Genomic DNA, 22,493 nt, shown 5'->3' with positions numbered 1-22,493 from the left:
GACGATGTTCGCCTGGATGGTTTGGACTACCCCGGTTGCCGTGTTCTTCGGCTGCGTCGTCCTGATGCTGGCGGGCATGACGATCTGGGAATTGCGCTCGCCGACGCACACGCGCAAGGGCTTCCTGCCCATCGCCACCACGCGCGGCGACCGGCTGTTCATCGGCCTGATGTGCGCCGCCTGGGTCAACCTGGTTTTCGTCGGGATGGGCCAGCGCTTCATGGCCTGGTTTTCGCTGGACGAGCCGCCCTCGGTGTGGATCAGTTTCGTGGTTTCCATGCTGGTGCTGGCGCTCGTCATGCGCAAGGGCTGAGCAGGATGCGGCCCCGCGGACACGGGCCGTCACGATTCCATGGACCACGGCCACCGCCTTTCCCGGCCGCGTCCGCAGCACAACAGGGAAGGGCTTATCGAGGAGACAGCTCATGAAAGTGCGCATGCATGCCGTGGCAGCCGCCATCGCCCTGATCGGATCGCCGGGCGCCTGGGCCGGGGAACCCGAGGCGCAGAAATGGATCGATACGGAGTTCCAGCCGTCGACGCTCTCCAAGGACCAGCAGATGGCCGAGATGAAATGGTTCATCGACGCGGCAGCCAAGCTGAAGGCGAAGGGCATCAATGAAGTCAACGTGGTGTCGGAGACCATCACGACACACGAATACGAATCCAAGACGCTGGCGCGGGCGTTCGCCGAGATCACCGGCATCAAGGTGAACCACGACATCATCCAGGAAGGCGACGTGGTCGAGAAGCTGCAGACGTCGATGCAGTCGGGCAAATCCATCTACGACGGGTGGATCTCCGATTCCGACCTGATCGGCACGCATTACCGCTACGGCGCCGTCCTGCCGCTATCCGACTACATGAACGGCTCGGGCAAGGAATATACCAACCCCGGCCTGGACCTGAAGGATTTCATCGGTACGCGCTTTACCACCGCGCCGGACGGCAAGCTGTACCAATTGCCGGATCAGCAGTTCGCCAACCTGTATTGGTTCCGCGCCGACTGGTTCGCGCGCAAGGATCTGCAGGACAAGTTCAAGGCCAAGTATGGCTATGAACTCGGCGTGCCCACCAATTGGTCGGCCTACGAGGACATCGCGGATTTCTTCACCAATGACGTCAAGGAGCTCGATGGCAAGCGCGTGTACGGCCACATGGACTACGGCAAGAAGGACCCGTCGCTGGGCTGGCGCTTTACCGATGCCTGGCTGTCGATGGCCGGCACGGCGGACAAGGGATTGCCCAACGGCATGCCCGTGGACGAATGGGGCATACGGGTGGCGGACGACAAGTGCACGCCGGTTGGCGCCTCGGTGGAGCGCGGCGGCGCGACCAACAGCCCGGCCGCGGTCTATGCCCTGACGAAATACGTGGATTGGATGAAGAAGTACGCGCCGCAGCAAGCCACCGGCATGACCTTTTCCGAGTCCGGTCCCGTGCCCGCGCAGGGCCAGATCGCGCAGCAGATATTCTGGTACACGGCCTTCACGGCGGACATGACGAAGAAGGGCCTGCCCGTGGTGAATGACGACGGCACGCCCAAATGGCGCATGGCACCTTCCCCGTATGGACCGTACTGGAAGGACGGCATGCAGAACGGCTACCAGGATGTGGGGTCATGGACTTTCTTCAAGTCCACGGATCCCAACCGTATGGCCGCCGCCTGGCTGTATGCGCAGTTCGTGACGTCCAAGACGGTATCGCTGAAGAAATCCATCACGGGGCTGACCTTTATCCGCGACAGCGACATACACAGCGACTTCTTTACCAAGAACGCCAACAACTATGGCGGACTGATCGAGTTCTACCGCAGTCCGGCGCGCGTGGCATGGACGCCAACCGGGACCAACGTGCCGGACTATCCCAAGCTGGCGCAGCTCTGGTGGAACAACATCGCCACGGCCGTGACGGGCGAAAAAACGCCGCAGCAGGCCATGGACAGCCTGGCCAATGAAATGGACCAGGTCATGGCACGGCTGCAGCGCGCCGGGATGGCGCAGTGCGCGCCCAAGCTGAACGCACGCAGCGATCCGTCGAAGTGGTTATCGGACCAGCATGCGCCGTGGAAGAAGCTGGCCAACGAGAAGCCCAAGGGCGAAACCATTGCCTACGACAAGCTGCTGCAGGCGTGGAAGGAGGGCAAGGTGCGGTAGTCCACCGCAGGCCACCGAAACCTAGCGGTGTTCCGCCCGATGGACCTGGTACCGCGCCAGCTTGTCCCAGTCCCAATCGATGCCCAACCCAGGGTCCGGCGACGGGATGGCGCGGCCGTTTTCGACGCGCATGCCCGTCGCCGTGACCATATCGAGCTGCGGAATGTATTCCAGCCAGCGGCTGTTCGGGATGGCGCAGCATAGCGCCACGTGGATTTCCATCAGGAAGTGCGGGCAGACGGGTACGTTATAGGCCTCGGCCATGTGCGCCACCTTCAGCCACGGCGTGATGCCGCCGATGCGGCCGACGTCGACCTGGACAATGCTGCAGGCCCCGCTTTGCAGGTAGTCCTTGAATTGCGACAGGCTATACAGGGATTCGCCGACGGCGATCGGTACCGTCGTCGAGGCGCATAGGCGGCGGTGGGCATCGACGTCGTCCGCGTGGATGGGTTCTTCGAACCAGGCGATATCCAGCGCTTCGAAGCAGCGGGCGCGGCGGATCGCTTCGCTCAGGTTGAGCCCCTGGTTGGCATCGGTCATGACTTCCCAGCCGGGGCCGACGGCGTCGCGCACCGCCGACAGGCGTTCCATGTCTTCGGCCACGTGCGGACGGCCCACCTTGATCTTGGTGCCGCCGAAGCCGGCTTCCTGGGCGCGCAGGGCCTCTTCCACCAATTGCGCTTCGTCCAGGTGCAGCCAGCCGCCCTCCGTGTAGTACATCTCGATGGCGTCCTTGGCGCCGCCGGCCAACCGGTGCAGGGGCAGGGCGGCGCGTCGCGCGCGCAAGTCCCACAAGGCGGTGTCGATGGCGGCCAGCGCGATGGAGGTCAGCGCGCCCACCGTGGTGGCGTGCACGCGGAAGAACAGGTCACGCCACAGTCTTTCGATATCGTCGGCTTCGCGGCCAATCAGCATGGGCGCAAGGTGGTCGTCCAGCAGCCGCGCCACGGAGGAACCGCCGGTGCCGATGGTGTAGCTGTAACCCGTGCCGACCATGCCGTCGGTGTCGCGGATACGCACCATCGGGGTTTCCTGGCATTCGAAACTCTGGACGGCGTCCGTGCGTTTGACCTTGGGGGGAAGGTTGACGAGCAATACCTCGACGGATGCGATGGCGGCCATGCGCGCTCCTGGTGATGGTGGATGGGACAGCGGAACAGCGGACAGCCTGCATTATGGACTCGGTGGCGCGCGCAATAGCGTCGTCCAAGCCGCCGCGCAGGGCTCACGTGGCTAGGGTTTCTACTTGGTTGTAAGGCAACTTGATAAGCAGATAGGATGCGATGGAACAGCCCCGCGTGGTGGTCTGGCATGCGGCGCATAACGATGCCCCGAGGAGACCGCCGTGCCCGATTCGAATGCGTCGCCGTTGGCCGCCTATCCCGGGCTGTGCGGCAAGGTCGTGGTGTGCACCGGCGCCGCCCAGGGCATCGGACGGGCCATGCTGGATGCCTTTGCGCGGCACGGCTGCCGCCTGGTGCTGTTGGACATGGATGCCGAGGGCATGGACGCGGCCGCCATGCAGGTGCGCGAGCGCCATCCCGGCGTCCAAGCGCTATGCCTGCGGGCCTCCGTGCGCGACGATGCCGCGGTGGAACAGGCCTATGCCGCGGCGCGCGCGCATTTCGGCCGCGTCGACATCACACTGAACAATGCCGGCATTTCCATGAACAAGCCGACGCTGGAACTGAGCGGCGAGGAATGGCGGCGCGCCATCGATATCGACCTGAGCGGCGTGTTCTATTGCTGCCAGGCGGCCGGGCGCATCATGGTCGCGCAGGGCGCCGGGGTCATCGTGAATACCGCCTCGATGTATGGCGTGGTCGCGGCACCCGAACGCGCCGCCTACTGCGCCGCGAAGGCAGGTGTGGTCGCGCTCAGCAAATCCCTGGCGGTGGAGTGGGGGCGGCACGGGATCCGCGTGAACGCGCTGTGCCCGGGCTATATCCGCACGGCGCTGGTGGACGATCTGATCGCGCGGGGTGCGCTCGATGCCGGCCGTATCGAGGCCCGCGCGCCGATGGGCCGCCTGGGCACGCCCGCGGAAATGGCCGAGGTCGCGCTCTTCCTGGCCTCGGACGCCGCACGCTATACGACGGGCCACGCCATGCTGTCCGACGGCGGATGGACCGCCAATGGCTATCTTTGAGGAGTATGGGCCGCCATGCCGGATCTGCACCCCCTGACGCCCCATGCCCCTTGGGTGGCGCTTACCGCCACCGAACAGGATTGGGCGCACGCCGACCCCGCCTTGCTCGGTACGCTGCTGGCGCATTGCCACCTGATCCGAGGTTTCGAGGAAACGGTGCTGGCGCTCGCCGGCGAAGGCCTGGTGCACGGCCCGGCGCATTCCAGCATCGGACAGGAAGGCGGGGCGGCCGGGTCCATCGTGGGCCTGCGCGCGGCCGATGGCGTGAGCGGATCGCATCGGGGCCATCACCAGTTCCTGGCCAAATCGCTGGCCTATCTGTGCCCGGACAGCATCGATCCCACGGCCGCCATTGCGCCGTCCGTGCAGGCGCTGTTGCAGCGCACGCTGGCCGAGATCCTGGGCCTGGCGCAGGGCTTCTGCAAGGGGCGGGGCGGGTCCATGCACCTGCGCTGGCCCGAGGCCGGCGCCCTGGGCACGAATGCCATCGTCGGCGGCGGTGTCCCCATGGCGGCCGGCCAGGCCTGGGCCAACCGCAAGGCCGGCACCGATGCCGTGATGGTCACCTACTTTGGCGATGGGGCCATCAACATCGGTTCCGTGCTGGAAACGATGAACCTGGCCGCGGCCTGGAAGCTGCCCTTGTGCTTCTTCATCGAGAACAATCGCTATGCCGTCGCCACTGGCGTGGAGGAAATCACCGCGGAGCCACGCCTGTCGGCGCGCGGCATGGCCTTCAATATTCCCAGCTGGCATGTCGACGGCATGGACCCGCTGGCGGTGCATCTGGCGATGCAGGCGGCGGTGGCCCATATGCGCGCGGGCCAGGGTCCCACCTTGGTCGAAGCGGACGTGTACCGCTATTTCCACCAGAACGGGCCGTTCCCGGGCAGTGCCTTCGGCTACCGTGACAAGGAAGAGGAAAAAGCCTGGCGCGCGCGTGATCCGCTGGATCTGCTGGCGCGGCGGATGATGGCGCGCGGCTTGGTCTCGCAAGCACAGATCGACGATTTGCGGGAACGCGTGGCCGGCGCCATGCGCGGCGCGGCCGATGCGCTGCTGGAGCCGGACGCGCAGGCCGGCGAGGGCAAGCGGCGCATCCGGCCGGACCTGTGGCCGGCCGCCGATTTCCGCGATGTCGGGATACTGGGCGACCTGTCGGAAATGCCCGCCCCCGCCCATGAAGAAGGCGAGCACTTGCACGGGGAGACGGTGCCGCGCAAGTTCGTCGACGTGGTGGCCGACGTGATGGACCGCCGCATGGCGTGCGACGACGCCATCGTGGTGATGGGCGAGGACGTGCACCGGCTGAAGGGCGGCACCAACGGCGCCACCCGTGGCTTGGCGCAGCGCTACCCGGATCGCTGCCTGGGTACGCCCATCAGCGAAAATGCCTTCGTGGGCCTGGCCGGCGGCATCGCGCTGGACGGGCGCTACAAGCCGGTGGTGGAGTTCATGTACCCGGATTTCATGTGGGTGGCGGCCGACCAGGTCTTCAACCAGATCGGCAAGGTGCGCCACATGTTCGGTGGCGGCGATGCGGTGCCGCTGGTCCTGCGGACCAAGGTGGCGATGGGCACGGGCTATGGCTCGCAGCATTCCATGGATCCCGCCGGCATCTTCGCGACCTGTCCGGGCTGGCGCATCGTCGCGCCGTCCAATCCCTGCGACTACGTGGGACTGATGAACGCGGCCTTGCGCTGCAAGGATCCGGTGCTGGTCATCGAACACGTGGATCTGTACAACGCCACGGCGCCCGCGCCGCGCGACGACCTGGATTTCGTGCTGCCGGTCGGCCGCGCCGCGCTGCGGCGCACGGGGTCGGCGGTGACGGTGATCGCCTATCTGTCCATGGTGCAGCATGCCATTGAAGCGCTGGACCGGATGGGAATGCAGGCCGACCTGATCGACCTGCGCTGGCTGGACCGCGCCAGCCTGGATTGGGACACCGTGGGCGCCAGCGTGCGCAAGACCAACAACGTGCTGATCGTGGAGCAGGGCGCGCGGGGCACCTCGTACGGCGGCTGGCTCGCCGATGAGATCCAGCGGCGTTATTTCGATTGGCTGGACCAGCCCGTGCAGCGCGTGACGGGGGGCCTGGCCGCGCCCAGTATTTCCAAGGTATTGGAGCGCGCCGCGGCGGCGCGTACCGACGAAGTGGTCGAAGGACTGCGCGAGATCCTGCGCAACAAGGGAGAAGGCTGATGGCGACGATGGTGTGCATGCCTGCCGTGTCGGCCAATGCGCCGGACGCCGTGCTGGCCGACTGGACGGTAAAGGAAGGCGACAGCGTGCGCGCGGGCGACAGCCTGGGTGGGATAGAGACCGACAAGGCCGTCGTGGACCTGGAGGCCGAACACGACGGCGTGGTGGGCAGGCTGCTGGTGGCGCCGGGAACCCGCGTGGCGGTGGGCGCGCCGGTGGCCTTGCTGCTGCGGGAAGGGGAGACGCCGCAGGACATCGCGCAGGCCGCGGCGCGGGCGGAGGCAGCGGCGCCGTCAGGCGCCACAGCGACGGCAACCCTGCGCGATAACGGCCGCGACGCCGGCCAGGCGCAGCCGGGCGGGGCACGCGTGTTCGCCAGTCCGGTCGCCCGGCGGATGGCCGCGGACGCCGCTTTGCCGCTGGCCGCGCTCGCTGGATCCGGTCCGCATGGCCGCGTGATCAAGCGGGACGTCGAACACGCCTTGGCGCGCGATGCCGTCCAGGCCGGGACCGTTCCGGCAAACCCGGGGGAATCCGCCTACGACCTGGTCCCCCACGGCTCGATGCGCAGGGCCATCGCGCGGCGGTTGACGGAAAGCAAGCGCACGGTTCCGCATTTCTATTTGCGCGGGCAATGCCGGGCCGACGCGCTGCTGGGGCTGCGGGATCAGCTCAAGGCGGTCGTGCCGGGGCGCGTGTCCATCAACGACCTGGTCGTGCGCGGCGCGGCCTGCGCCTTGCGCGATGTCCCGGAGATGAACGTCACCTGGACGGCGGATGCGTTGCGGCGCTATCACCACGCGGACATCTCGGTCGCCGTTGCCACGCCGAACGGCCTGGTAACGCCCATCGTGCGCGCGGCCGACCAGCTGGGCGTGCCCGCGATCAGCGGCGCCATGGCCTCGCTGATCGAGCGTGCCCGATCCGGCGAGTTGGCGCCCGCCGAATACGAGGGCGGCAGCTTCGGCATCAGCAACCTGGGCATGCTGGGCGTATCCGACTTCGCCGCCATCATCAACCCGCCGCAGTCCGCCATGTTGGCGATCGGCGCGATCGCGAGGGAAGCCGTTGTCGATGACGATACGATACGCGTCGCGTCGGTGATGCGTTATACCCTTGCCGTCGATCATCGCGCCATCGACGGCGAACTGGCCGCGCGCTGGCTGGGGCGCTTTACGTGGTACCTGGAGCGTCCCGTCGCGATGCTTGTTTGAGACATACACCATGCAGCATTCTTCCATCCCACCTTGTATCGACGCGCTGGACGAACAGCCCATTGCCCGTGGAGAGGGACTGGCCGCCGGCGTCGCCCAGCGCCTGCGCCACGCCATCGAACGGCGCGACATCGCGGCGGCCGGCAACAGGCTGCCGTCCGAGGCGGCCCTGGCCAAGGCGTATGGCGTCAGCAGGCCGGTGATCCGCGAGGCCATGTCGCTGCTGAAGTCCGACGGCCTGGTGATTTCCCATCAGGGACGGGGCCAGTTCGTCAATCCGCAAGGCAGCAGCGTATTCCGCCTGGAGCCGCCCGTGGATACGGAAGAAGGCCTGGGTGAGTTGTTCGAGTTTCTGCTGGCCGTCGAGGTGCCCGCGACACGGCTGGCCGCCCAGCGCCGCAGTGCCGCCGAACTGGACGCCATACGCGCCGCATACCAGCGGCTTTACCAGACCACGCGCGACCTGGGCGACGGCACGGAGGAAGACGAGGCCTTTCACCGCGCGATCGTCCAGGCCAGCCACAACCCGTATTTCATTGCCTTCGCCAGCTTTCTGGACACCCGTGTGCGCGGGCTGATCCGCGCCGCGCGCAAGAACACGCGCAACCGTTCCATGGAGCTGGTGTGGCAGGTGCAGCGCGAACATGAAGCGATACTGCGCGCCATCGAGGACGGCGACGGGGATCGGGCCAGCGCAGCGGCCGCCAGCCATTTGACCCATGCGGCCGCGAGGCTGGCCTTGTACAGGAGATGAACGCCGGCGGGGCGGCTTGTCGCCGGCCGTCAGGTCATCAACCAGCCGCCCGCGATATCGATGGTTTGTCCGGTGATGAATCGCGCCTGGTCCGATGCCAGGAACAGGCAGGCATCGGCCACTTCCTCCGGGGTGCCCAGGCGACGCATGGCGGTCACACGCGTCACCGCATCGTTGACCTCCTGCGGTACGGTCTTCAGCAGGGGCGTGCCGATGCGGCCCGGCGCCAACGCATTGACCGTGATCCCGTATTCGCCCAGTTCTCCCGCCCAGTGGCGCGTCAGGCCGATCAGCCCCGCCTTGGTCGCCGCGTAGTGGGCGGCGACGATGTCGCAGTAGGCCTTGCCGGCGACGGAGGACATATTCACGATGCGGCCCCAGCGCCGCGCCATCATGTGCGGCGTGGCCAGGCGCGTCAGGTAGAAGGCGGCGTTCAGGTTGACGCGCATGACCATGTCCCATTCCTGCGGCGGCATTTCCCATACCTTCAATGCACGGCCGCCGGTCTTGGGCGAGATGCCGGCGTTGTTGATCAGGATGTCCGCGTTGCCCAGGGCCTGCGCCAGGGTGTCGTAGGCGGCGGTGCAGGCGGCGAAGTCCTGGATGTCCGCCTGGACGAAGTGCACGCCATGGCCGGCGCCGGCCAGGCGCGCCGCCAGCGCCGCACCGGCCTGCACGTCGCGATCGATCAGGCCCACCTTCGCGCCATCGTCCAGTAGCGCCTGCACGATGGCGGCGCCGATGCCGCCGGCGGCGCCAGTCACGATGGCCGTCTTGCCGGCCAGGCCGGGGGCGGCGCGGCCGCCGGGGGATGGCTGCAGGGCCTCGGGTGGGGGAGCGGATAAAGGCGGCATGATGCGATTCCTGTGAGGCGAGTCCTGTGTGGATCCTGTGAGGCGAATCCTGTGTGGATCCTGTGAGGCGAATCCTGTGTGGATCCTGTGAGGCAAATCCTGTATGAGACCTGTGGCCGATTCCCGTGCGGCAATTCCCTTCCGGCCATCCCTTGAACGCGATGCGATGCGCGTCAATGCCCGAGATACGCCTTCTTCACATGCGGGTTGTCCAGCAGTTCCTCGCCGGTGCCGGCCAGCACGATCGCGCCGTTTTCCAGCACGTAGCCCCGGTCGGCCAGCCGCAGCGTGCGGAATACGTTCTGCTCGACCAGCAGCACCGTGACGCCGTGCGCGGTGATGCCGCGGATGATGTCGAACATCTGCTGCACGAGCAGGGGTGACAGGCCCAGGGAAGGCTCGTCGAGCATCAGCAGCCTGGGATCGGCCATCAGCCCGCGCGCGATGGCGACCATCTGCTGTTCGCCGCCCGAGAGCGAGCCCGCGTACTGGTCCAGCCGCTGCCTGACGCGCGGAAAGATCTCCAGCACCTCTTCCAGCTTGCGCCGCACCTGCGGCCGCGCCGCGCGCTTGTAGGACCCCATCAGCAGGTTGTCGCGCACGGTGAAATGGGGGAATAGCTGGCGGCCTTCCGGGATCATGGTGATGCCCGCGTCGACGATGTCGTAGGGGTTGCGGTGGGTCAGCGTCCGCCCTTCGAATTCGACGCTGCCGCCCTGGCAGGGGATGATGCCGCACAGGGTCTTCAAGGTGGTCGTCTTGCCCGCGCCGTTGGCGCCGATCAGCGTCACGATTTCGCCCGCGCGAACCTCGAAATCCAGCCCGTTCAGCACCTGGGTCTTGCCATAGCCGGCACGCAGCTGGGATACCTTAAGCATCCTGGTACTCCTTGCCCAGATAGGCCTCGATGACCGCCGGGTCTTCCACGACCTCGCGCGGCGGGCCGCTGACCAGGACGCTGCCTTCGTTGATGACGATGATGCGGTCGGACAGGGCCATCGTGGCGCGCATCATGTGTTCGATCAGCAGGATGGAGACGCCGCTGTCGCGTATGCCGCGGATCAGCTGGATCGCGATCTGGATATCGGTGGGGTTCAGGCCGGCCATGACTTCGTCCAGCAGCAGGATGCGCGGGCGCGTGGCCAGCGCGCGGGCGACTTCCAGCCGCTTCATGCCGCCCACGGTCAGGTTGCGCGCCTCGGTGTCGAGGAATCGCGTCAGGTGGGTGCGTTGCGCGACCTCGCGCGCGATCTGCTCCGCTTCGTCGTGGTCGCGGGTGTGGAGGTAGGCGCCCAGCATGATGTTTTCCAGGACGCTCAGGCCGGTGAAGGGCTGGGCAATCTGGAAGGTCCGGCCCAGCCCCCGGTGGGCGAACTGATCCGGCGTGTCGCAGGAAACCCATGCGCCGTCCGCATCGCGCAGCAGCACGCTGCCGTGGTCGGGCGCGAGAAAGCCCGACAACAGGTTGAACACCGTGGTCTTGCCCGCGCCGTTCGGGCCGATGATTCCCAGGATCTCGTGTTCGTGCAGGGTCAAGGACACATCGTTCGTCGCGCGCAGGCCCCCGAAGCTTTTGTGCAGGTTTTCGGCCTTCAGCAGGGCCGCGCCGGGCGGCCCCGGATTGGCCGCCGCGGCGGCAGCGATGGGCATGCCCGGGGCTCCCATCCCGTCCGGCGTGGCGCTTCGCTTTTGCGGCGGCCGCCCCAGATAGGGCAGCCGCGCCAGCATGCCTTCCAGCCGGGGGCCGAATGCCCCGGCCAGGCCGCGCGGAATGGTCAGTACCACGGCCACCAGGATCAGGCCGTAGATCAGTCCATGCATGCCGTTGCCCACCGCGCTGAGCCAGCCACGCGCCAGCTCCGCGATCGGCAGGACCAGCACGGTGCCGGCGACCGGCCCGGCCACGGTGCCGAGCCCGCCGATCAACGCGAACATCGCGATCTGCACCGACAGGTCCAGGGAAAACGCCGACGCGGGGTCGATGAAGGTCAGGTAAGTGATATGGAAAGTGCCGATGATGCTGGTGAGCACGGCCGAGATGACGGCGGCCAGGATCTTCACCCGGGTGGTATGGATGCCGACCGCGCGGGCGGCATCCTCGCGTTCGCGGATGGCGATCAGGTAATGGCCCATGCGCGACCGGCGCACCAGCCAGGACACCCACAGGACCAGTACGAACAGCGCGAAGGCGATGATGACGTAGTTCACCTTTTCGCGAAACACGATCCACGTCCAGCCGATGTTCAGCGGCAGGCTGATGCCGCTGGAGCCGCCCGTCCAGCTTTCCTCGTGGATGACCAGCAGGCGGAAGACTTCCAGGATGGCGATGCTGGCCAGCGCGAAGAACGGCCCGCGCAGGCGCAGCGTGGGATAGCTCACCACCACCGCGACGATGCCGGACAGCAGCGCGCCGGCAGCCATGCCTATCCATGGCGAGATCGCGAAATTCTGCGTCAGCAGGGTGGCGGTGTAGCCGCCGATGCCGTAGAACACGGCATGGCCCAGCGATAGCTTGCCAGCATAGCCGCCCACGATATTCCAGGCTACCGCCATGGCCGCGAACACGAAGATCAGGATGAACAGATTGGTCCAGAATGGCGTGCCCAGCGCCACCGGCAGCGCGAACATGGCGGCCAGCAGGATGGCGCTGACATAGGCTTTGGGGCTGCGGAAATCGGGAAACACGTCTTGCTCCTGGTTATTCCGTGCCGACGCCGAACAAGCCGGCCGGCCGCAAGACGAGGATCAGCAGGAAGATGCCGAAGTAAACGACCTCCTTCAGGTCGGGCGCGATGTAGTAGCCCGCCAGCGCATCCACCACGCCGATGATCATGGACCCCGCCACCGCCCCGTACAGGCTGCCCATGCCGCCCAGCACGACGATGACGAAGGCCGTCAGCACGAAATACGTGCCGACGGTGGGGAACACTGGATACTGCGGCGCGAGCAGTCCGGCGGCGACACCGACGAAGGCGGTGCCCAGGCCGAAGGCGATGACGTACACCATCCTGACATTCACGCCCATCAGCATGGCGGCGTAGCGGTGCTGGGCCACGGCGCGCAGCGCGCGGCCCAGGTAGGTCCGGTGCATGAAGACATGCAGCAGGACGGCCAGCGCGAGCGCGATCAGGAATGTGATCAGCTGCCCGCTCACCATGGAATACCGGCCCAGCGTGAAGGCCCCCGTGCCCACCTCGACCGGAGCACGGAAGACGTTGGCGCCGAACACCACCAGGGCCAGGTTCAGCAATATGGTCGATACACCGACGGTGGCGAAGATCTGGATATGTTCATCCGCATTGAGCAAGGGCTGGATGATGGCCCGCTGCGTGAAGGCGCCCAACGCGAACATGATGACGGCCACGGGCGCCAGGCCGATATACGGATGGATGCCGAACTGGCTGGCGGCCAGGTAGACCAGGTACATACCCACCATCAGGAACTCGCCATGCGCGAAATTCACCACGCGCACGACGCCGAAGATCAAGGTCAGTCCCAGGCTGATGATGGTGTAGGCGCCGCCCAGCAGCAGCCCATTGATGATCAGCTGTACGAAGATATCCATTGTGCAATCCCGCGAAGGCGCAAGGCCGGCCCCGGGCGGGTGGCCGGCCTGCGGTCCGGTCGGAGCCTGCCGGCGCTGCGCCGGCGTGTCCGGCCCAGGCTCGTTCCGGGATCAACAGGCCCTGGCCTGGACTACTTGTTGAACACCGGCTTGCCCAGCGCGAGATTGGGTGGCGAGATGGTGACCAGCTTGCCGTTGTCCTGCCACTGCATCACATAGAATTCCGATGCATTGTTCTGGCCGTCCTCGCCGAAGTCGAAGCCCCAGCCATTGGCGGTCTCGCCCGGCTTCTTCTTGTAGGCCAGCACCGCGGCGCGGATCTTGTCCTTGTCGGTGGACTTGGCGTTGGCCATGGCTTCCAGGAAGGCCTTGGCGCCCACATAGTTGGCCAGGCTGTGGCCGGATTGCGGATCGCTCTTGTATGCGGTCTTGTAGGCCTGCAGGAATTTGTCCAGGCCCGGCGCGCCCTGGGGGTTGATGGATCCCTGCGGGAAATCCAGGTCGAACACGCCGTTGATGCCGGGGCCCACCGCCTTCGCGGTGTCGGCCAGCGAATAGCCGCCGCCCGCGCCGATCACCACCTTGGGCGTGAAGCCCGCGGACTTCGCCTGGTTGAAATACAGGATGGCGTCGTTCTGGTAGGCCGTCTGCAGCACCACGTTCACGTTGGCGCCCTTCAGGCGCAGGATCAGCGACGACAGGTCCACCGTCTTGGCCGAATAGGGCAGGACTTCCGCGACTTTGTAGCCCAGCTCCTTGGCGCGCTGTTGTTCGGTCGCCGCGACGTCCGTGCCGTAGGGGCCGTCCTCATGGATGATGCCGATGACGATGTCCTTGGCGCTCATCCCCATGCCCGGCGCCACCAGGTCATGCAGCGCGTTGACGACCGCATAGCCGTACTTGCCGGTATTGGGATTGCTGCGGAACAGGTATTTGTAGCCGCGTTGCGTGATCTTGTGCGCCGTGGCGCCCAGTTCGAAATAGGGGATGCCGGCCAGTTCCGTGACCGGCGTCGCGGCATAGGAGATACCCGACGCATAGCTGCCGAAGACGGCGGCCACACCGGAGGAGGTCAGGCGCTTGGTCTCCGAGACCGCCTGGTTGGGATCGACGGCGTCGGCCTTCAGGATCTGGATTTTCTCGCCATTGACGCCGCCTGCGGCGTTTACTTCGTTCACGGCGATTTCCAGCCCGCGAAAGCTTTCCTGTCCCAGCAGCGCCAGCGCGCCGCTGAACGGATAGACGGCGCCGACCTTGATGTCCGCCGATGCGCCCGTGCTGAGCAGCATCCCGCATGTGCCGACCGCCAAGGCGAACCTCGTGATTTTGTGCATGTCTCGCTCCGTTATGTCGTTGTGGGGATGGCCGCGCGTGACCGGGCGCACAAAACATATATGATATATTTTCCGCGCGGACGATCGGAAGCTGCCCAATTCTGTCGTGGTGCTGGAATCACGGTAAATGGGGGATAACCCGGCCCATCCCGCCCGCGCCCTCACAGGAGACTAGCCCATGTTCGACGAAGTCGATTTCCGCGGCAGGAAGGTCCTTATCACGGCGGGCGCCGATGGCCTGGGGTGGGAGATGACGCAGCTGTTCCACCGCGCCGGCGCCCATGTGATGATCTGCGACGTCAACCAGGCGCGATTGGACGAAGCGGGCAGGGAGCTGCCCGGGCTGCATACGGTACTGGCCGACGTGGCGGACGAGGCCAGCGTTGCCGCACTGTTCCAGGCCGTGGACGCTCGGCTGGGCGGCCTGGACGTGCTGGTCAACAACGCCGGCATCGCCGGCCCCACCGGCCATGTCGAAACGCTGTCCAAGGCCGATTGGGATCGTACGCTGGCGGTGAACATCACCGGGCAATTCCTGTGCGCGCGCCTGGCCGTGCCGCTGCTGAAGCAGTCCAGGGCGGGCGTCATGATCAACCTCTCGTCGGCGGCGGGCCATCTTGGATTTCCAGGACGGTCGGCCTACGCGGCATCCAAATGGGCGGTCGTCGGGTTCACCAAGACGCTGGCGCTGGAGCTGGGCCCGCATGGCATCCGCGTCAATGCCATCCTGCCTGGCGCGGTGGAAGGACCGCGCATCCGTGCCGTGATCGACGCCAAGGCGCGCGCCCTGGGCCGGCCCGTGGCGGAAATCGCGGGCCAATACGAAACCCAGGCCGCGCTGGGCCGCATGATCACCGCGCGGGACGTGGCCAATATGGTGCTGTTTAATGCCAGCGAGGCGGCCGGCAGTATTTCCGGCCAGGCCATCGCGGTCGACGGCTACACCGAGAAGCTCTACTAGGGCCCGTCCGGGCCGCAAGGAGAATGCGCCATGCCTATCGTTGCCATTGTCGGTGCCGGGCTGGTGGGGCAAGGCTGGGCCATCGTGTTTGCACGTGCCGGCTGGGAGGTTCGCCTGTACGACGTGGCCGCGGACCGGCTGGCCGAAGCACAGGCCCTGGTCGAACAGCAGCTGTATGCGCTGCAGGCGCACGGACTGCTGCAGGACGCCGAGGCCATCGCCGCACGCGTGCAGACGGCCGACAGCCTGGATGCCGCACTGGCCGGCGCGGCCTATGTGCAGGAAAACTCGCCCGAACGGCTGGACGTCAAGCGGGCCGTGTTCGGCGAACTGGACGCACTGGCCCCGCCCGAGACGATACTGGCCAGTTCCACCTCAAGTATCCCGGCCAGCCTGTTCACGGAGCACCTGTCGCATCGCCATCGCTGCCTGGTGGCGCATCCGGTGAACCCGCCTTACCTGATTCCCGTGGTGGAAATCAGCGGCGCGCCGTGGACGTCCGCCGACGCGATCGCGCGCACGCGCGACATCCTGGCCAAGGTCGGCCAGCGGCCGGTGGTGGTCCGCAAGGAGATCGAAGGCTTCATCCTCAATCGCCTGCAGGGCGCATTGCTGCAAGAAGCCTTTCGCCTGTTCCGCGACGGCATCGCCAGCGCGGAGGACATCGATACGACGATCAAGGACGGCCTGGGCCTGCGCTGGTCCTTCATGGGGCCGCTGGAGACCATAGACCTGAACGCCCCCGGCGGTATCGCGGACTATTGCCAGCGCTATGGCGCGATGTACGCCTCCATAGGCGCCGCCCAGGCCGACTGCCCGGCGTGGGATGATGCGCTGGTGAAAAGGCTGGAGCGCGAGCGGCGCGAACGGCTTCCCGCCACGGACCTGCCGGCGCGCCGATTCTGGCGCGACGAACAACTGATGTGCTTGATGCGACACAAACAGCGGAACGGAGAGACGAATGGCTAAAGGCAAGCAGAAGGTAATCATTACGTGTGCCGTGACGGGCGCGATCCATACGCCCAGCATGTCGCCGCATCTGCCGGTGACGGCGGACGAAATCGCGGAGGCGGCAATCGGCGCGGCCCGCGCGGGCGCCGCGGTGCTGCACCTGCATGCCCGCGATCCCAAGACCGGAAAGCCCTCGCAGGACCCTGCGCTGTTCGAGCCTTTTTTGAAACGCATCAAGCAGGAAACGGACGCGGTCATCAATATCACCACCGGCGGCAGCCCCCATATGACGGTGGAGGAACGCATGCGTCCGGCGGCGACTTTCAAGCCCGAGGTGGCCTCGCTGAACATGGGGTCCATGAACTTCGGGCTGTTCCCCATGCTGGATCGCTTCAAGGAGTTCCAGCATGATTGGGAACGCGAACACCTTGAAAACAGCCGCTCACTGATTTTCCGCAATACGTATCAGGACATCGAGAGCATCCTGGCCATCGGCAACGCCAACGGGACGCGCTTCGAGTTCGAGTGCTATGACATCAGCCACCTGTACAACCTCAAGCACTTCGTCGACCGTGGGTTGGTGAAGTCGCCGCCGTTCATTCAATCGGTGTTCGGCATCCTGGGCGGCATCGGGCCGCATCCGGAAGACCTGATGCACATGAAGCGCACGGCGGACAGGCTGTTCGGCAGCGAATATGAATGGTCCATCCTGGGGGCGGGGCGCAACCAGATCCCGCTGGCCACGATAGGCGCGGCCATGGGCTCGAACGTACGAGTGGGACTGGAGGATTCGCTGTGGATCGGGCCGGGAAAGCTGGCGGAATCCAACCGCGCCCAGGTGGAGCGGATCCGCACCATCCTGGAAGCGCTCAACCTTGAAATCGCCACGCCGGACGACGCGCGCGAGAAGCTGGGCCTGAAGGGCCGGGACAAGGTCGCGTTCTAGCGCCGATTTTGGATTTTCAATTTGTTTAGGAATGTGTGACGCCCCGATCGACGCGCGCCACCACAATGGCGCCGAGTTCAAATCCGTGGATGCGCACCTCGCGCATTCGCGGTTTACCGAGAGGAGCGTTGCCATGAAGAAGACTATCGCAACAAGTATCGCGTTGGCCCTGGTTGTCGGTTCCGGAGCCGTATTCGCGGCCGACTCAATGGAGTCGAAGCTGGAAGGCAAGGCCGAAACCTGGAAAAACGAGGCCGAGGAAAAGGTCCAGGAAGGTAAGCAGTGGGAAAAGCGCGAACAAGGCAAGCTGGAGAAGCGCGCCGGCGAGAACACCGGCAAGGCCGAGAGCGCAGCCGAAAAGGAAGCCGTGCGCGTTCCGCAAGGGAAGTGACGGCAGCCTTCGTTATTGCATTCGAGGCATGCCGGGGCCGCGACCCAGCGGCGCCTTTGCAAATAACCGCTATTTGCCGCGCGCAGCCGCGGCCAGCGCTTCCTGTTCTTTTTCTTTTTCGACCAGCCAATCGATCATGATCTTGCCGCCCCAGACCAGGTCTGCCTGGATCGCCTTGGTGGCGGCTTCGGGGTCGCGTGCCTTCAAGGCCGTCAGTACGGCCTCGTGGCGATGTTGCCCGCCTGAGTAATCCAGGCCCGCTGTCTTGACGTGGAAGACCTTCAGGATAGGGCCCGTGATGACCCAGAACGATTCCACCGTGTTGCGCAGGATCGGCATCCGGCTGGCTTCCAGAATGGCGAAATGGAATTTGCGGTTCAGGTAGCTCGCGCGCTTGGGGTCGGTGGACGTATGGGCGATGAATTCTTCCTGCAGCGCCACCAGCTTGTCCAACTGCGCCCGTGTGATCTTGCGCGCGGCTTCCGCGGCGCCCATGCCTTCCAGGTGGAAGCGGATCTGCTGGATCTCCCGCATCTTTTCCGAGTTGACGTAAGGCACGTAGACGGCCGTGGCGGCCTGCATTTCCAGCCCTTGTTCGCTGATCAGCCGGAAAATCGCTTCCCGCACCGGTGTGATGGACACGCCCAGTTCCTGGGCCAGTTCACCGATGATCAGCCGCTCGCCAGGCTCGTATTGGCCGTTGATGAGCGCTTCCCGTATTTCGGTATAGACCCGGACCGACAGGTTCTCTTTTTTGACGGGCTTCAGGTTGGACATGGCGCGTACTGCGAGCCGCTGAGGAAAGGACGGAATTCTAGCGTGCAGTCGTTTTTTTATAATCGTGCGGCTATATTATATATCATATATGACGGCTGCCGCGCTGCATGTCGCGCCAGCATGCCCACGTAAACACCATGCGCGCTGCGATTGGGCGGTGCGATACGCTGCATGTACAGGGTATCCGTCAGGCGATCCTGGACGATAAAGGAAACGGAGACAAACGATGACGCCCATCAGCGGCAAGACGCAGGTATACGGCATCCTGGCCGATCCCATTCATCACGTCCAGGCGCCCCAGCGCTTGAACGAGTTTTTCGCGTCCATCGGGTTCGACGGCGTGATGATCCCGATCCATGTGCGGCCCGACAACCTGCCGGCGGTCGTGGCAGGCCTGCGCGGCATGGAGAACCTGGGCGGCGTGGTGGTCACGGTGCCGCACAAGACAGCCATTCTTGCCTTGTGCGACGAGGCCTCGGCGGTCACGCGCAAGATCGGCGCCGCCAACGTCGTTCGCCGCGAGCCGGACGGGCGCCTGGTCGCGACCATGCTCGACGGCGAAGGTTTCGTCGGTGGGCTGCGCGCCGAAGGCCGGCAGGTGGAAGGAAAAACCGCTTATCTGGCCGGTGCGGGCGGTGCCGCCAACGCCATCGCGTTTTCCCTGGTCGGGGCTGGCGTGGCGCGGCTGACCGTCGCCAACCGCACGCGGTCCAAGGCCGAGGACCTGCGCCAACGCATCCTGGCCTTGCATCCCGGGGCGGACGTGCGCGTCGGTTCGGACGATCCCAGCGGGCACGACCTGGTGGTCAACGCGACATCGCTCGGTATGCGGCAAGGCGATGCGTTGCCGCTGGATGTATCGCGCCTGGCGCCGCCGCAGCTCGTGTGCGAGGTCATCATGCAGCCGCGCGAGACCGCGCTGCTGCTGGCCGCGCGCGAGCGCGGCTGCGCCATCCAGTATGGCGCGCCCATGCTGGCCGCGCAGGTCGGGCTGATGGCCGACTTCCTGGGTGCGCGGACGGCATAGCCGCGGGCGATGGACACCTACGACTTCATCATTGCCGGCGGCGGGACGGCGGGCTGCATCCTGGCCAACCGCTTGAGCGCCGACGGGCGTTACCGCGTCCTGATGCTGGAAGCCGGCCGAGACGGCGCGAATATGTGGGTATCGATCCCGGCCGGCTTCAGCAAGCTGCTGGTGGATCCGGTCTACAACTGGCGCTTCCAGACCGAGCCGGAGGAAAACGTCTACAACCGGGCGATATCCGTCCCGCGGGGCCGGGGCGTGGGCGGGTCCACGCTGATCAACGGCGGCATTTACGTGCGTGGCCAGCCGGACGATTACGATGCCTGGGAAGGGGGCGGCGCGCCGGGATGGGGATATCGCGATGTCGAATCCTATTTCCGCAAGCTGGAAGACTATCCGCAAGGCGGCGCGTCGCGCGGCAAGGGCGGCCCCATGCACGTGGTCCAGGTGCGGGAACGCTTCGCGCTGTCCGACGCCTTCCTGGCCGCCGCGCGCGAGGACGGCCAACGCATCAACCCCGACTACAACGCCGGCGACCAGGAGGGTTTCGGCTACTACCAGGTGCTGCAGCATCGCGGCCGCCGCTGGACGGTGGTGGACGGCTATCTGGACCCGGCGCGGCGGCGCTCGAACCTGCATATCGTCGCCGGGGCACAGGTGACGCGGCTGTTGTTCGACGGCGTGCGTTGCGTGGGCGTTCAATATCGCAGGGGGGTGACGGAGACCACGGCCCGGGCCGGCATCGAGACGCTGCTGTGCATGGGTGCCGTTCAATCGCCGCAGATGCTCGAGCTGTCCGGCATCGGCGACCCGGAACGCCTGCGGGCCCTGGGCATCCCGGTGGTGCAGGCGCTGCCGCAAGTGGGGGAGAACTACCGCGAACACTATGCGACGCGCATGAACTGGCGCGTCAAGGGCACCGTGACCTTGAACGAGATGTCGCGCGGATGGCGGCTGATGCAGCAGCTGGGTAAGTACTACGCCGCGCGCCGCGGCATCCTGACCTTGGGCACAGGTCTGGTGCATGGCTTCGTCAAGACCGGGCCGGGCATGGCCATGCCGGATGCGCAGTACTTCTTTGTGCACGCCAGCTATGCCAATGCGGCCGAACGTATCCTGGATCGCCATCCCGGCATGACCTTGGGCGTGGCGCAGCTGCGGCCGCAATCGGTGGGCAGCATACACATCAGGACCGCCAGCCCATACGATGCGCCGGCCATCCGTCCGAATTTCCTTAGCGCCGAGGTCGATCGGCGCTGTCTGGTGGACGCCATGAAAATCGCCCGCCGTATCGTGGGACAGCCGGCCCTGCGCCGCTATGTATCGCAGGAGACGAGTCCTGGCGCGGCCGTCAGCACCGATGACGAATGGCTGGATTTCGCCCGGCGCAACGGCCAGACCATTTATCACCCGGTAGGCACCTGCCGCATGGGTACGGACGGCGGCGCGGTGACCGATCCCCGGCTGCGCGTGCGCGGGATACGGGGATTGCGGGTGGTGGATGCTTCGGTGATGCCCGGCATGGTATCGGGCAATACCCAGGCCGCGGTGATGATGATCGCCGAAAAAGCGGCCGATATGGTGCTGGAAGACGCGCCATGAATAGCGGCGCGTTTTTTTCGACGGACGTCTGCGCGCCCGTTTTCGGCTGTTGTCGTGCCGTCAGAGTTGGTCTTGGCCGGTGTGCCCGTCGGCATATCGCCTGGAGACGGTGGCGAACGCAAAGGCGTCCAGCTCGCGCTGATAGGCGTTGATGTCGTATGGTTTGCCGCCGTCCTGGTCTTTGCCGTGCGGGGAAAAGAGGTCCTTCACCACGATGACGAATTTGTCCCACAGGGAAAGGTCATGGCGGTGGGTGGCCGTGACGTACTCCCGCGTTCGGTTGTTGTCCGAGTCGGTGTCGGCGCCGGCGTTCGCGAGGCTGCGCGGTGGCCGTTTGGCCGGCGTGTCGCTGGCGGGGAGGTCTCCGGCGTCGGAGGGAGCCACGCGGTCGGCGGCGGTATGGCCGGGATGGCATGGCGCGATGAGGACGGTGCCTGCCTTGATCTTCATCTGGTCGACGGCGGCTTGCGCGTCTTTCCGGTCCTGCGCGGCGGCCGGGGAGGAGGGGCTTTGATGATGGGCCAGCATATCGACGAGCTGTTCATAGCCGCGGGTGCCCTGAAGATCGAGGCCTTTGACGTAGCCTGAGGCATCGATCCCGGCGTTGGCCGGTGGAATCAGGGGGTAGTAGCAGTTGGGATTGCCGGATACGTTCACGTGTGCCTCCTTGCGTATGAGCGCGTGGCTGAGTGCGGCCCCCCTGGCGAAAGTTCCTGTCGGCCCTGCCGCTTCGCGCGCGCGTTCGCCGCGGCCGGGCGCCCGCCACGTCCCGGTTACGATAGGCATCAGGTGCCGAATCGGCGGTTTTCGCTGGCGCAGGACGGCCGCGTGCGCCGCGATGCAGGCACCGCAAGGAGCCAGGCTTGCTCATCGTCGAAGAACTGCACAAAAGCTTCTCTACCGCGCAGGGCAGCCTGCCCGTGCTGCGCGGCGTCAACCTGCAACTGGCGGCCGGTGAAAGCCTGGCCTTGATGGGCGAGTCCGGCAGCGGCAAAAGCACGCTGCTGCACGTGATCGCGGGGCTGGAACGGCCCGATGGCGGGCGCGTCCTGGTCGACGGGGAAAGCCTGCACGCACGTGGCGAAGCCGGGCTGGCGCGCTGGCGCAGGACCGGGATCGGCTTGATTTTCCAGCAGTACAACCTGATCGGCAGCCTGGATGTCTCGGCGAACCTGCGATTCCAGGCCCGGCTGGCGGGACGCGAGGACGCCGCCTGGACGGCGCATCTGACGGAACGGTTGGGGTTGTCGCCCCTGCTGTCGCGCTATCCCGAGCAATTGTCGGGGGGACAACAGCAGCGCGTGGCCATCGGCCGGGCCCTGGCCGGACGGCCTTCGCTGGTACTGGCCGACGAGCCTACCGGCAGCCTGGACGAGGCCAGCAGCGATGTGGTGCTGGACCTGCTGCTGGGGCTGGTGCGCGACGCGGGCAGCACGCTGCTCATGGTGACCCATAGTGCGCGGCTGGCCGCGCGCCTGTCGCGACGCCTGACGCTGCATCTGGGGCGGGTGGGCGGCGATGGCGGCGGTTCCATCGATGCCGCCGGGGATGCCGAGGCCATGGCCGGCCATGCCGATGCCCAAGACCCGGCACGGACGCGATGA

The 22,493-nt window shown here is 66.1% G+C and carries 21 protein-coding genes; 13 read left to right on the top strand and 8 right to left on the bottom strand.

Going from position 1 to position 22,493, the window contains the following annotated elements; all coding sequences use genetic code 11:
* Nucleotides 1–4 precede the first annotated feature (4 nt).
* Nucleotides 5–313 carry a DUF2160 domain-containing protein gene (locus AKI39_RS14930; RefSeq protein ID WP_066637516.1) on the top strand — a complete coding sequence of 103 codons (309 nt, stop codon included), beginning with the start codon at nucleotides 5–7 and terminating at the stop codon, nucleotides 311–313.
* A gap of 112 nt (nucleotides 314–425) precedes the next feature.
* Nucleotides 426–2,156 carry an ABC transporter substrate-binding protein gene (locus AKI39_RS14925; protein ID WP_066637514.1) on the top strand — a complete coding sequence of 577 codons (1,731 nt, stop codon included), beginning with the start codon at nucleotides 426–428 and terminating at the stop codon, nucleotides 2,154–2,156.
* A gap of 21 nt (nucleotides 2,157–2,177) precedes the next feature.
* Here AKI39_RS14925 and AKI39_RS14920 read toward each other — a convergent pair whose 3' ends face one another.
* Nucleotides 2,178–3,281 (bottom strand): mandelate racemase/muconate lactonizing enzyme family protein, encoded by a 1,104-nt coding sequence (locus AKI39_RS14920; RefSeq protein ID WP_066637512.1) that lies wholly within the window; start codon nucleotides 3,279–3,281, stop codon nucleotides 2,178–2,180.
* Between the two features lie 223 nt (nucleotides 3,282–3,504).
* On the opposite strand from AKI39_RS14920, the gene AKI39_RS14915 reads away from it, so the two are divergent.
* Genes AKI39_RS14915 through AKI39_RS14900 form a run of 4 tightly spaced genes read left to right on the top strand, consistent with a single transcriptional unit; the run spans nucleotide 3,505 to nucleotide 8,481 of the window.
* Nucleotides 3,505–4,308 carry an SDR family NAD(P)-dependent oxidoreductase gene (locus AKI39_RS14915; protein WP_066637510.1) on the top strand — a complete coding sequence of 268 codons (804 nt, stop codon included), beginning with the start codon at nucleotides 3,505–3,507 and terminating at the stop codon, nucleotides 4,306–4,308.
* A 15-nt stretch (nucleotides 4,309–4,323) separates the two neighbouring features.
* Nucleotides 4,324–6,513, top strand: a complete 2,190-nt coding sequence (locus AKI39_RS14910) for an alpha-ketoacid dehydrogenase subunit alpha/beta (protein WP_066637508.1) — start codon at nucleotides 4,324–4,326, stop codon at nucleotides 6,511–6,513.
* Complete coding sequence (locus AKI39_RS14905) at nucleotides 6,513–7,727, top strand: 2-oxo acid dehydrogenase subunit E2 (RefSeq protein ID WP_066637506.1); 1,215 nt, start codon at nucleotides 6,513–6,515, stop codon at nucleotides 7,725–7,727. The genes AKI39_RS14910 and AKI39_RS14905 overlap by 1 nt, the downstream gene beginning before the upstream one ends.
* A 10-nt stretch (nucleotides 7,728–7,737) precedes the next feature.
* Nucleotides 7,738–8,481: a FadR/GntR family transcriptional regulator gene (locus AKI39_RS14900; protein ID WP_083228868.1), complete on the top strand. Its 744-nt coding sequence runs from the start codon at nucleotides 7,738–7,740 to the stop codon at nucleotides 8,479–8,481.
* A 29-nt stretch (nucleotides 8,482–8,510) separates the two neighbouring features.
* Here AKI39_RS14900 and AKI39_RS14895 read toward each other — a convergent pair whose 3' ends face one another.
* From AKI39_RS14895 to AKI39_RS14875, 5 genes are all read right to left on the bottom strand, one after another.
* Nucleotides 8,511–9,335 carry an SDR family oxidoreductase gene (locus AKI39_RS14895; protein ID WP_083228867.1) on the bottom strand — a complete coding sequence of 275 codons (825 nt, stop codon included), beginning with the start codon at nucleotides 9,333–9,335 and terminating at the stop codon, nucleotides 8,511–8,513.
* Nucleotides 9,336–9,508: 173 nt separating this feature from the next.
* On the bottom strand, nucleotides 9,509–10,213 hold the full coding sequence (locus AKI39_RS14890; protein ID WP_066637504.1) for an ABC transporter ATP-binding protein: 705 nt from the start codon (nucleotides 10,211–10,213) through the stop codon (nucleotides 9,509–9,511).
* Entirely contained in the window at nucleotides 10,206–12,020 is a 1,815-nt protein-coding gene (locus AKI39_RS14885) for a branched-chain amino acid ABC transporter ATP-binding protein/permease (protein WP_066637502.1), read from the bottom strand. Before AKI39_RS14885 ends, AKI39_RS14890 begins: the two co-directional genes overlap by 8 nt.
* 13 nt (nucleotides 12,021–12,033) lie before the next feature.
* Nucleotides 12,034–12,900 (bottom strand): branched-chain amino acid ABC transporter permease, encoded by an 867-nt coding sequence (locus AKI39_RS14880; RefSeq protein WP_066637500.1) that lies wholly within the window; start codon nucleotides 12,898–12,900, stop codon nucleotides 12,034–12,036.
* A 131-nt stretch (nucleotides 12,901–13,031) separates the two neighbouring features.
* Nucleotides 13,032–14,234, bottom strand: a complete 1,203-nt coding sequence (locus AKI39_RS14875) for an ABC transporter substrate-binding protein (RefSeq protein ID WP_066637497.1) — start codon at nucleotides 14,232–14,234, stop codon at nucleotides 13,032–13,034.
* A gap of 178 nt (nucleotides 14,235–14,412) precedes the next feature.
* Here AKI39_RS14875 and AKI39_RS14870 point away from each other — a divergent pair, with 178 nt between their 5' ends.
* Genes AKI39_RS14870 through AKI39_RS14855 form a run of 4 tightly spaced genes read left to right on the top strand, consistent with a single transcriptional unit; the run spans nucleotide 14,413 to nucleotide 17,483 of the window.
* Entirely contained in the window at nucleotides 14,413–15,195 is a 783-nt protein-coding gene (locus tag AKI39_RS14870) for an SDR family oxidoreductase (RefSeq protein ID WP_066637489.1), read from the top strand.
* 30 nt (nucleotides 15,196–15,225) lie between these two features.
* Nucleotides 15,226–16,164 carry a 3-hydroxyacyl-CoA dehydrogenase gene (locus AKI39_RS14865; protein WP_066637486.1) on the top strand — a complete coding sequence of 313 codons (939 nt, stop codon included), beginning with the start codon at nucleotides 15,226–15,228 and terminating at the stop codon, nucleotides 16,162–16,164.
* Nucleotides 16,157–17,092, top strand: coding sequence for a 3-keto-5-aminohexanoate cleavage protein (locus AKI39_RS14860; RefSeq protein ID WP_066637483.1), 936 nt, complete (start codon nucleotides 16,157–16,159; stop codon nucleotides 17,090–17,092). Before AKI39_RS14865 ends, AKI39_RS14860 begins: the two co-directional genes overlap by 8 nt.
* A 31-nt stretch (nucleotides 17,093–17,123) precedes the next feature.
* Nucleotides 17,124–17,483, top strand: coding sequence for a hypothetical protein (locus AKI39_RS14855; protein ID WP_145925287.1), 360 nt, complete (start codon nucleotides 17,124–17,126; stop codon nucleotides 17,481–17,483).
* A 69-nt stretch (nucleotides 17,484–17,552) separates the two neighbouring features.
* Here the strand turns inward: AKI39_RS14855 and AKI39_RS14850 are convergent, their stop codons facing one another.
* Complete coding sequence (locus tag AKI39_RS14850) at nucleotides 17,553–18,260, bottom strand: GntR family transcriptional regulator (RefSeq protein ID WP_066637478.1); 708 nt, start codon at nucleotides 18,258–18,260, stop codon at nucleotides 17,553–17,555.
* A gap of 226 nt (nucleotides 18,261–18,486) precedes the next feature.
* Between AKI39_RS14850 and AKI39_RS14845 the strand changes: the two genes are divergently transcribed.
* Nucleotides 18,487–19,287 carry a shikimate dehydrogenase family protein gene (locus AKI39_RS14845; RefSeq protein WP_066637476.1) on the top strand — a complete coding sequence of 267 codons (801 nt, stop codon included), beginning with the start codon at nucleotides 18,487–18,489 and terminating at the stop codon, nucleotides 19,285–19,287.
* A gap of 9 nt (nucleotides 19,288–19,296) precedes the next feature.
* A complete protein-coding gene (locus tag AKI39_RS14840) occupies nucleotides 19,297–20,889 on the top strand; it encodes a GMC family oxidoreductase (RefSeq protein WP_066637473.1) in 1,593 nt (530 codons plus the stop codon).
* A gap of 60 nt (nucleotides 20,890–20,949) precedes the next feature.
* On the opposite strand, the gene AKI39_RS14835 is transcribed toward AKI39_RS14840, so the two are convergent.
* Entirely contained in the window at nucleotides 20,950–21,546 is a 597-nt protein-coding gene (locus AKI39_RS14835; RefSeq protein ID WP_066637470.1) for a hypothetical protein, read from the bottom strand.
* 206 nt (nucleotides 21,547–21,752) lie between these two features.
* On the opposite strand from AKI39_RS14835, the gene AKI39_RS14830 reads away from it, so the two are divergent.
* Nucleotides 21,753–22,493, top strand: coding sequence for an ABC transporter ATP-binding protein (locus AKI39_RS14830; RefSeq protein WP_083228866.1), 741 nt, complete (start codon nucleotides 21,753–21,755; stop codon nucleotides 22,491–22,493).

Origin of the sequence: Bordetella sp. H567, from assembly GCF_001704295.1 — a bacterium.
Classification (GTDB): domain Bacteria; phylum Pseudomonadota; class Gammaproteobacteria; order Burkholderiales; family Burkholderiaceae_B; genus Bordetella_C.
This window is presented reverse-complemented; position numbering and strand designations above follow the sequence as displayed.

Coding starts and splice junctions, on each gene's coding strand:
- AKI39_RS14910 (WP_066637508.1), top strand. CDS start 4,324: ATGCCGGATCTGCACCCCCTGACGCCCCATGCCCCTTGGGTGGCGCTT.
- AKI39_RS14890 (WP_066637504.1), bottom strand. CDS start 10,213: ATGCTTAAGGTATCCCAGCTGCGTGCCGGCTATGGCAAGACCCAGGTG.
- AKI39_RS14920 (WP_066637512.1), bottom strand. CDS start 3,281: ATGGCCGCCATCGCATCCGTCGAGGTATTGCTCGTCAACCTTCCCCCC.
- AKI39_RS14900 (WP_083228868.1), top strand. CDS start 7,738: ATGCAGCATTCTTCCATCCCACCTTGTATCGACGCGCTGGACGAACAG.
- AKI39_RS14860 (WP_066637483.1), top strand. CDS start 16,157: ATGGCTAAAGGCAAGCAGAAGGTAATCATTACGTGTGCCGTGACGGGC.
- AKI39_RS14845 (WP_066637476.1), top strand. CDS start 18,487: ATGACGCCCATCAGCGGCAAGACGCAGGTATACGGCATCCTGGCCGAT.
- AKI39_RS14905 (WP_066637506.1), top strand. CDS start 6,513: ATGGCGACGATGGTGTGCATGCCTGCCGTGTCGGCCAATGCGCCGGAC.
- AKI39_RS14930 (WP_066637516.1), top strand. CDS start 5: ATGTTCGCCTGGATGGTTTGGACTACCCCGGTTGCCGTGTTCTTCGGC.
- AKI39_RS14895 (WP_083228867.1), bottom strand. CDS start 9,335: ATGCCGCCTTTATCCGCTCCCCCACCCGAGGCCCTGCAGCCATCCCCC.
- AKI39_RS14850 (WP_066637478.1), bottom strand. CDS start 18,260: ATGTCCAACCTGAAGCCCGTCAAAAAAGAGAACCTGTCGGTCCGGGTC.
- AKI39_RS14865 (WP_066637486.1), top strand. CDS start 15,226: ATGCCTATCGTTGCCATTGTCGGTGCCGGGCTGGTGGGGCAAGGCTGG.
- AKI39_RS14840 (WP_066637473.1), top strand. CDS start 19,297: ATGGACACCTACGACTTCATCATTGCCGGCGGCGGGACGGCGGGCTGC.
- AKI39_RS14925 (WP_066637514.1), top strand. CDS start 426: ATGAAAGTGCGCATGCATGCCGTGGCAGCCGCCATCGCCCTGATCGGA.
- AKI39_RS14875 (WP_066637497.1), bottom strand. CDS start 14,234: ATGCACAAAATCACGAGGTTCGCCTTGGCGGTCGGCACATGCGGGATG.
- AKI39_RS14870 (WP_066637489.1), top strand. CDS start 14,413: ATGTTCGACGAAGTCGATTTCCGCGGCAGGAAGGTCCTTATCACGGCG.
- AKI39_RS14855 (WP_145925287.1), top strand. CDS start 17,124: ATGTGTGACGCCCCGATCGACGCGCGCCACCACAATGGCGCCGAGTTC.
- AKI39_RS14880 (WP_066637500.1), bottom strand. CDS start 12,900: ATGGATATCTTCGTACAGCTGATCATCAATGGGCTGCTGCTGGGCGGC.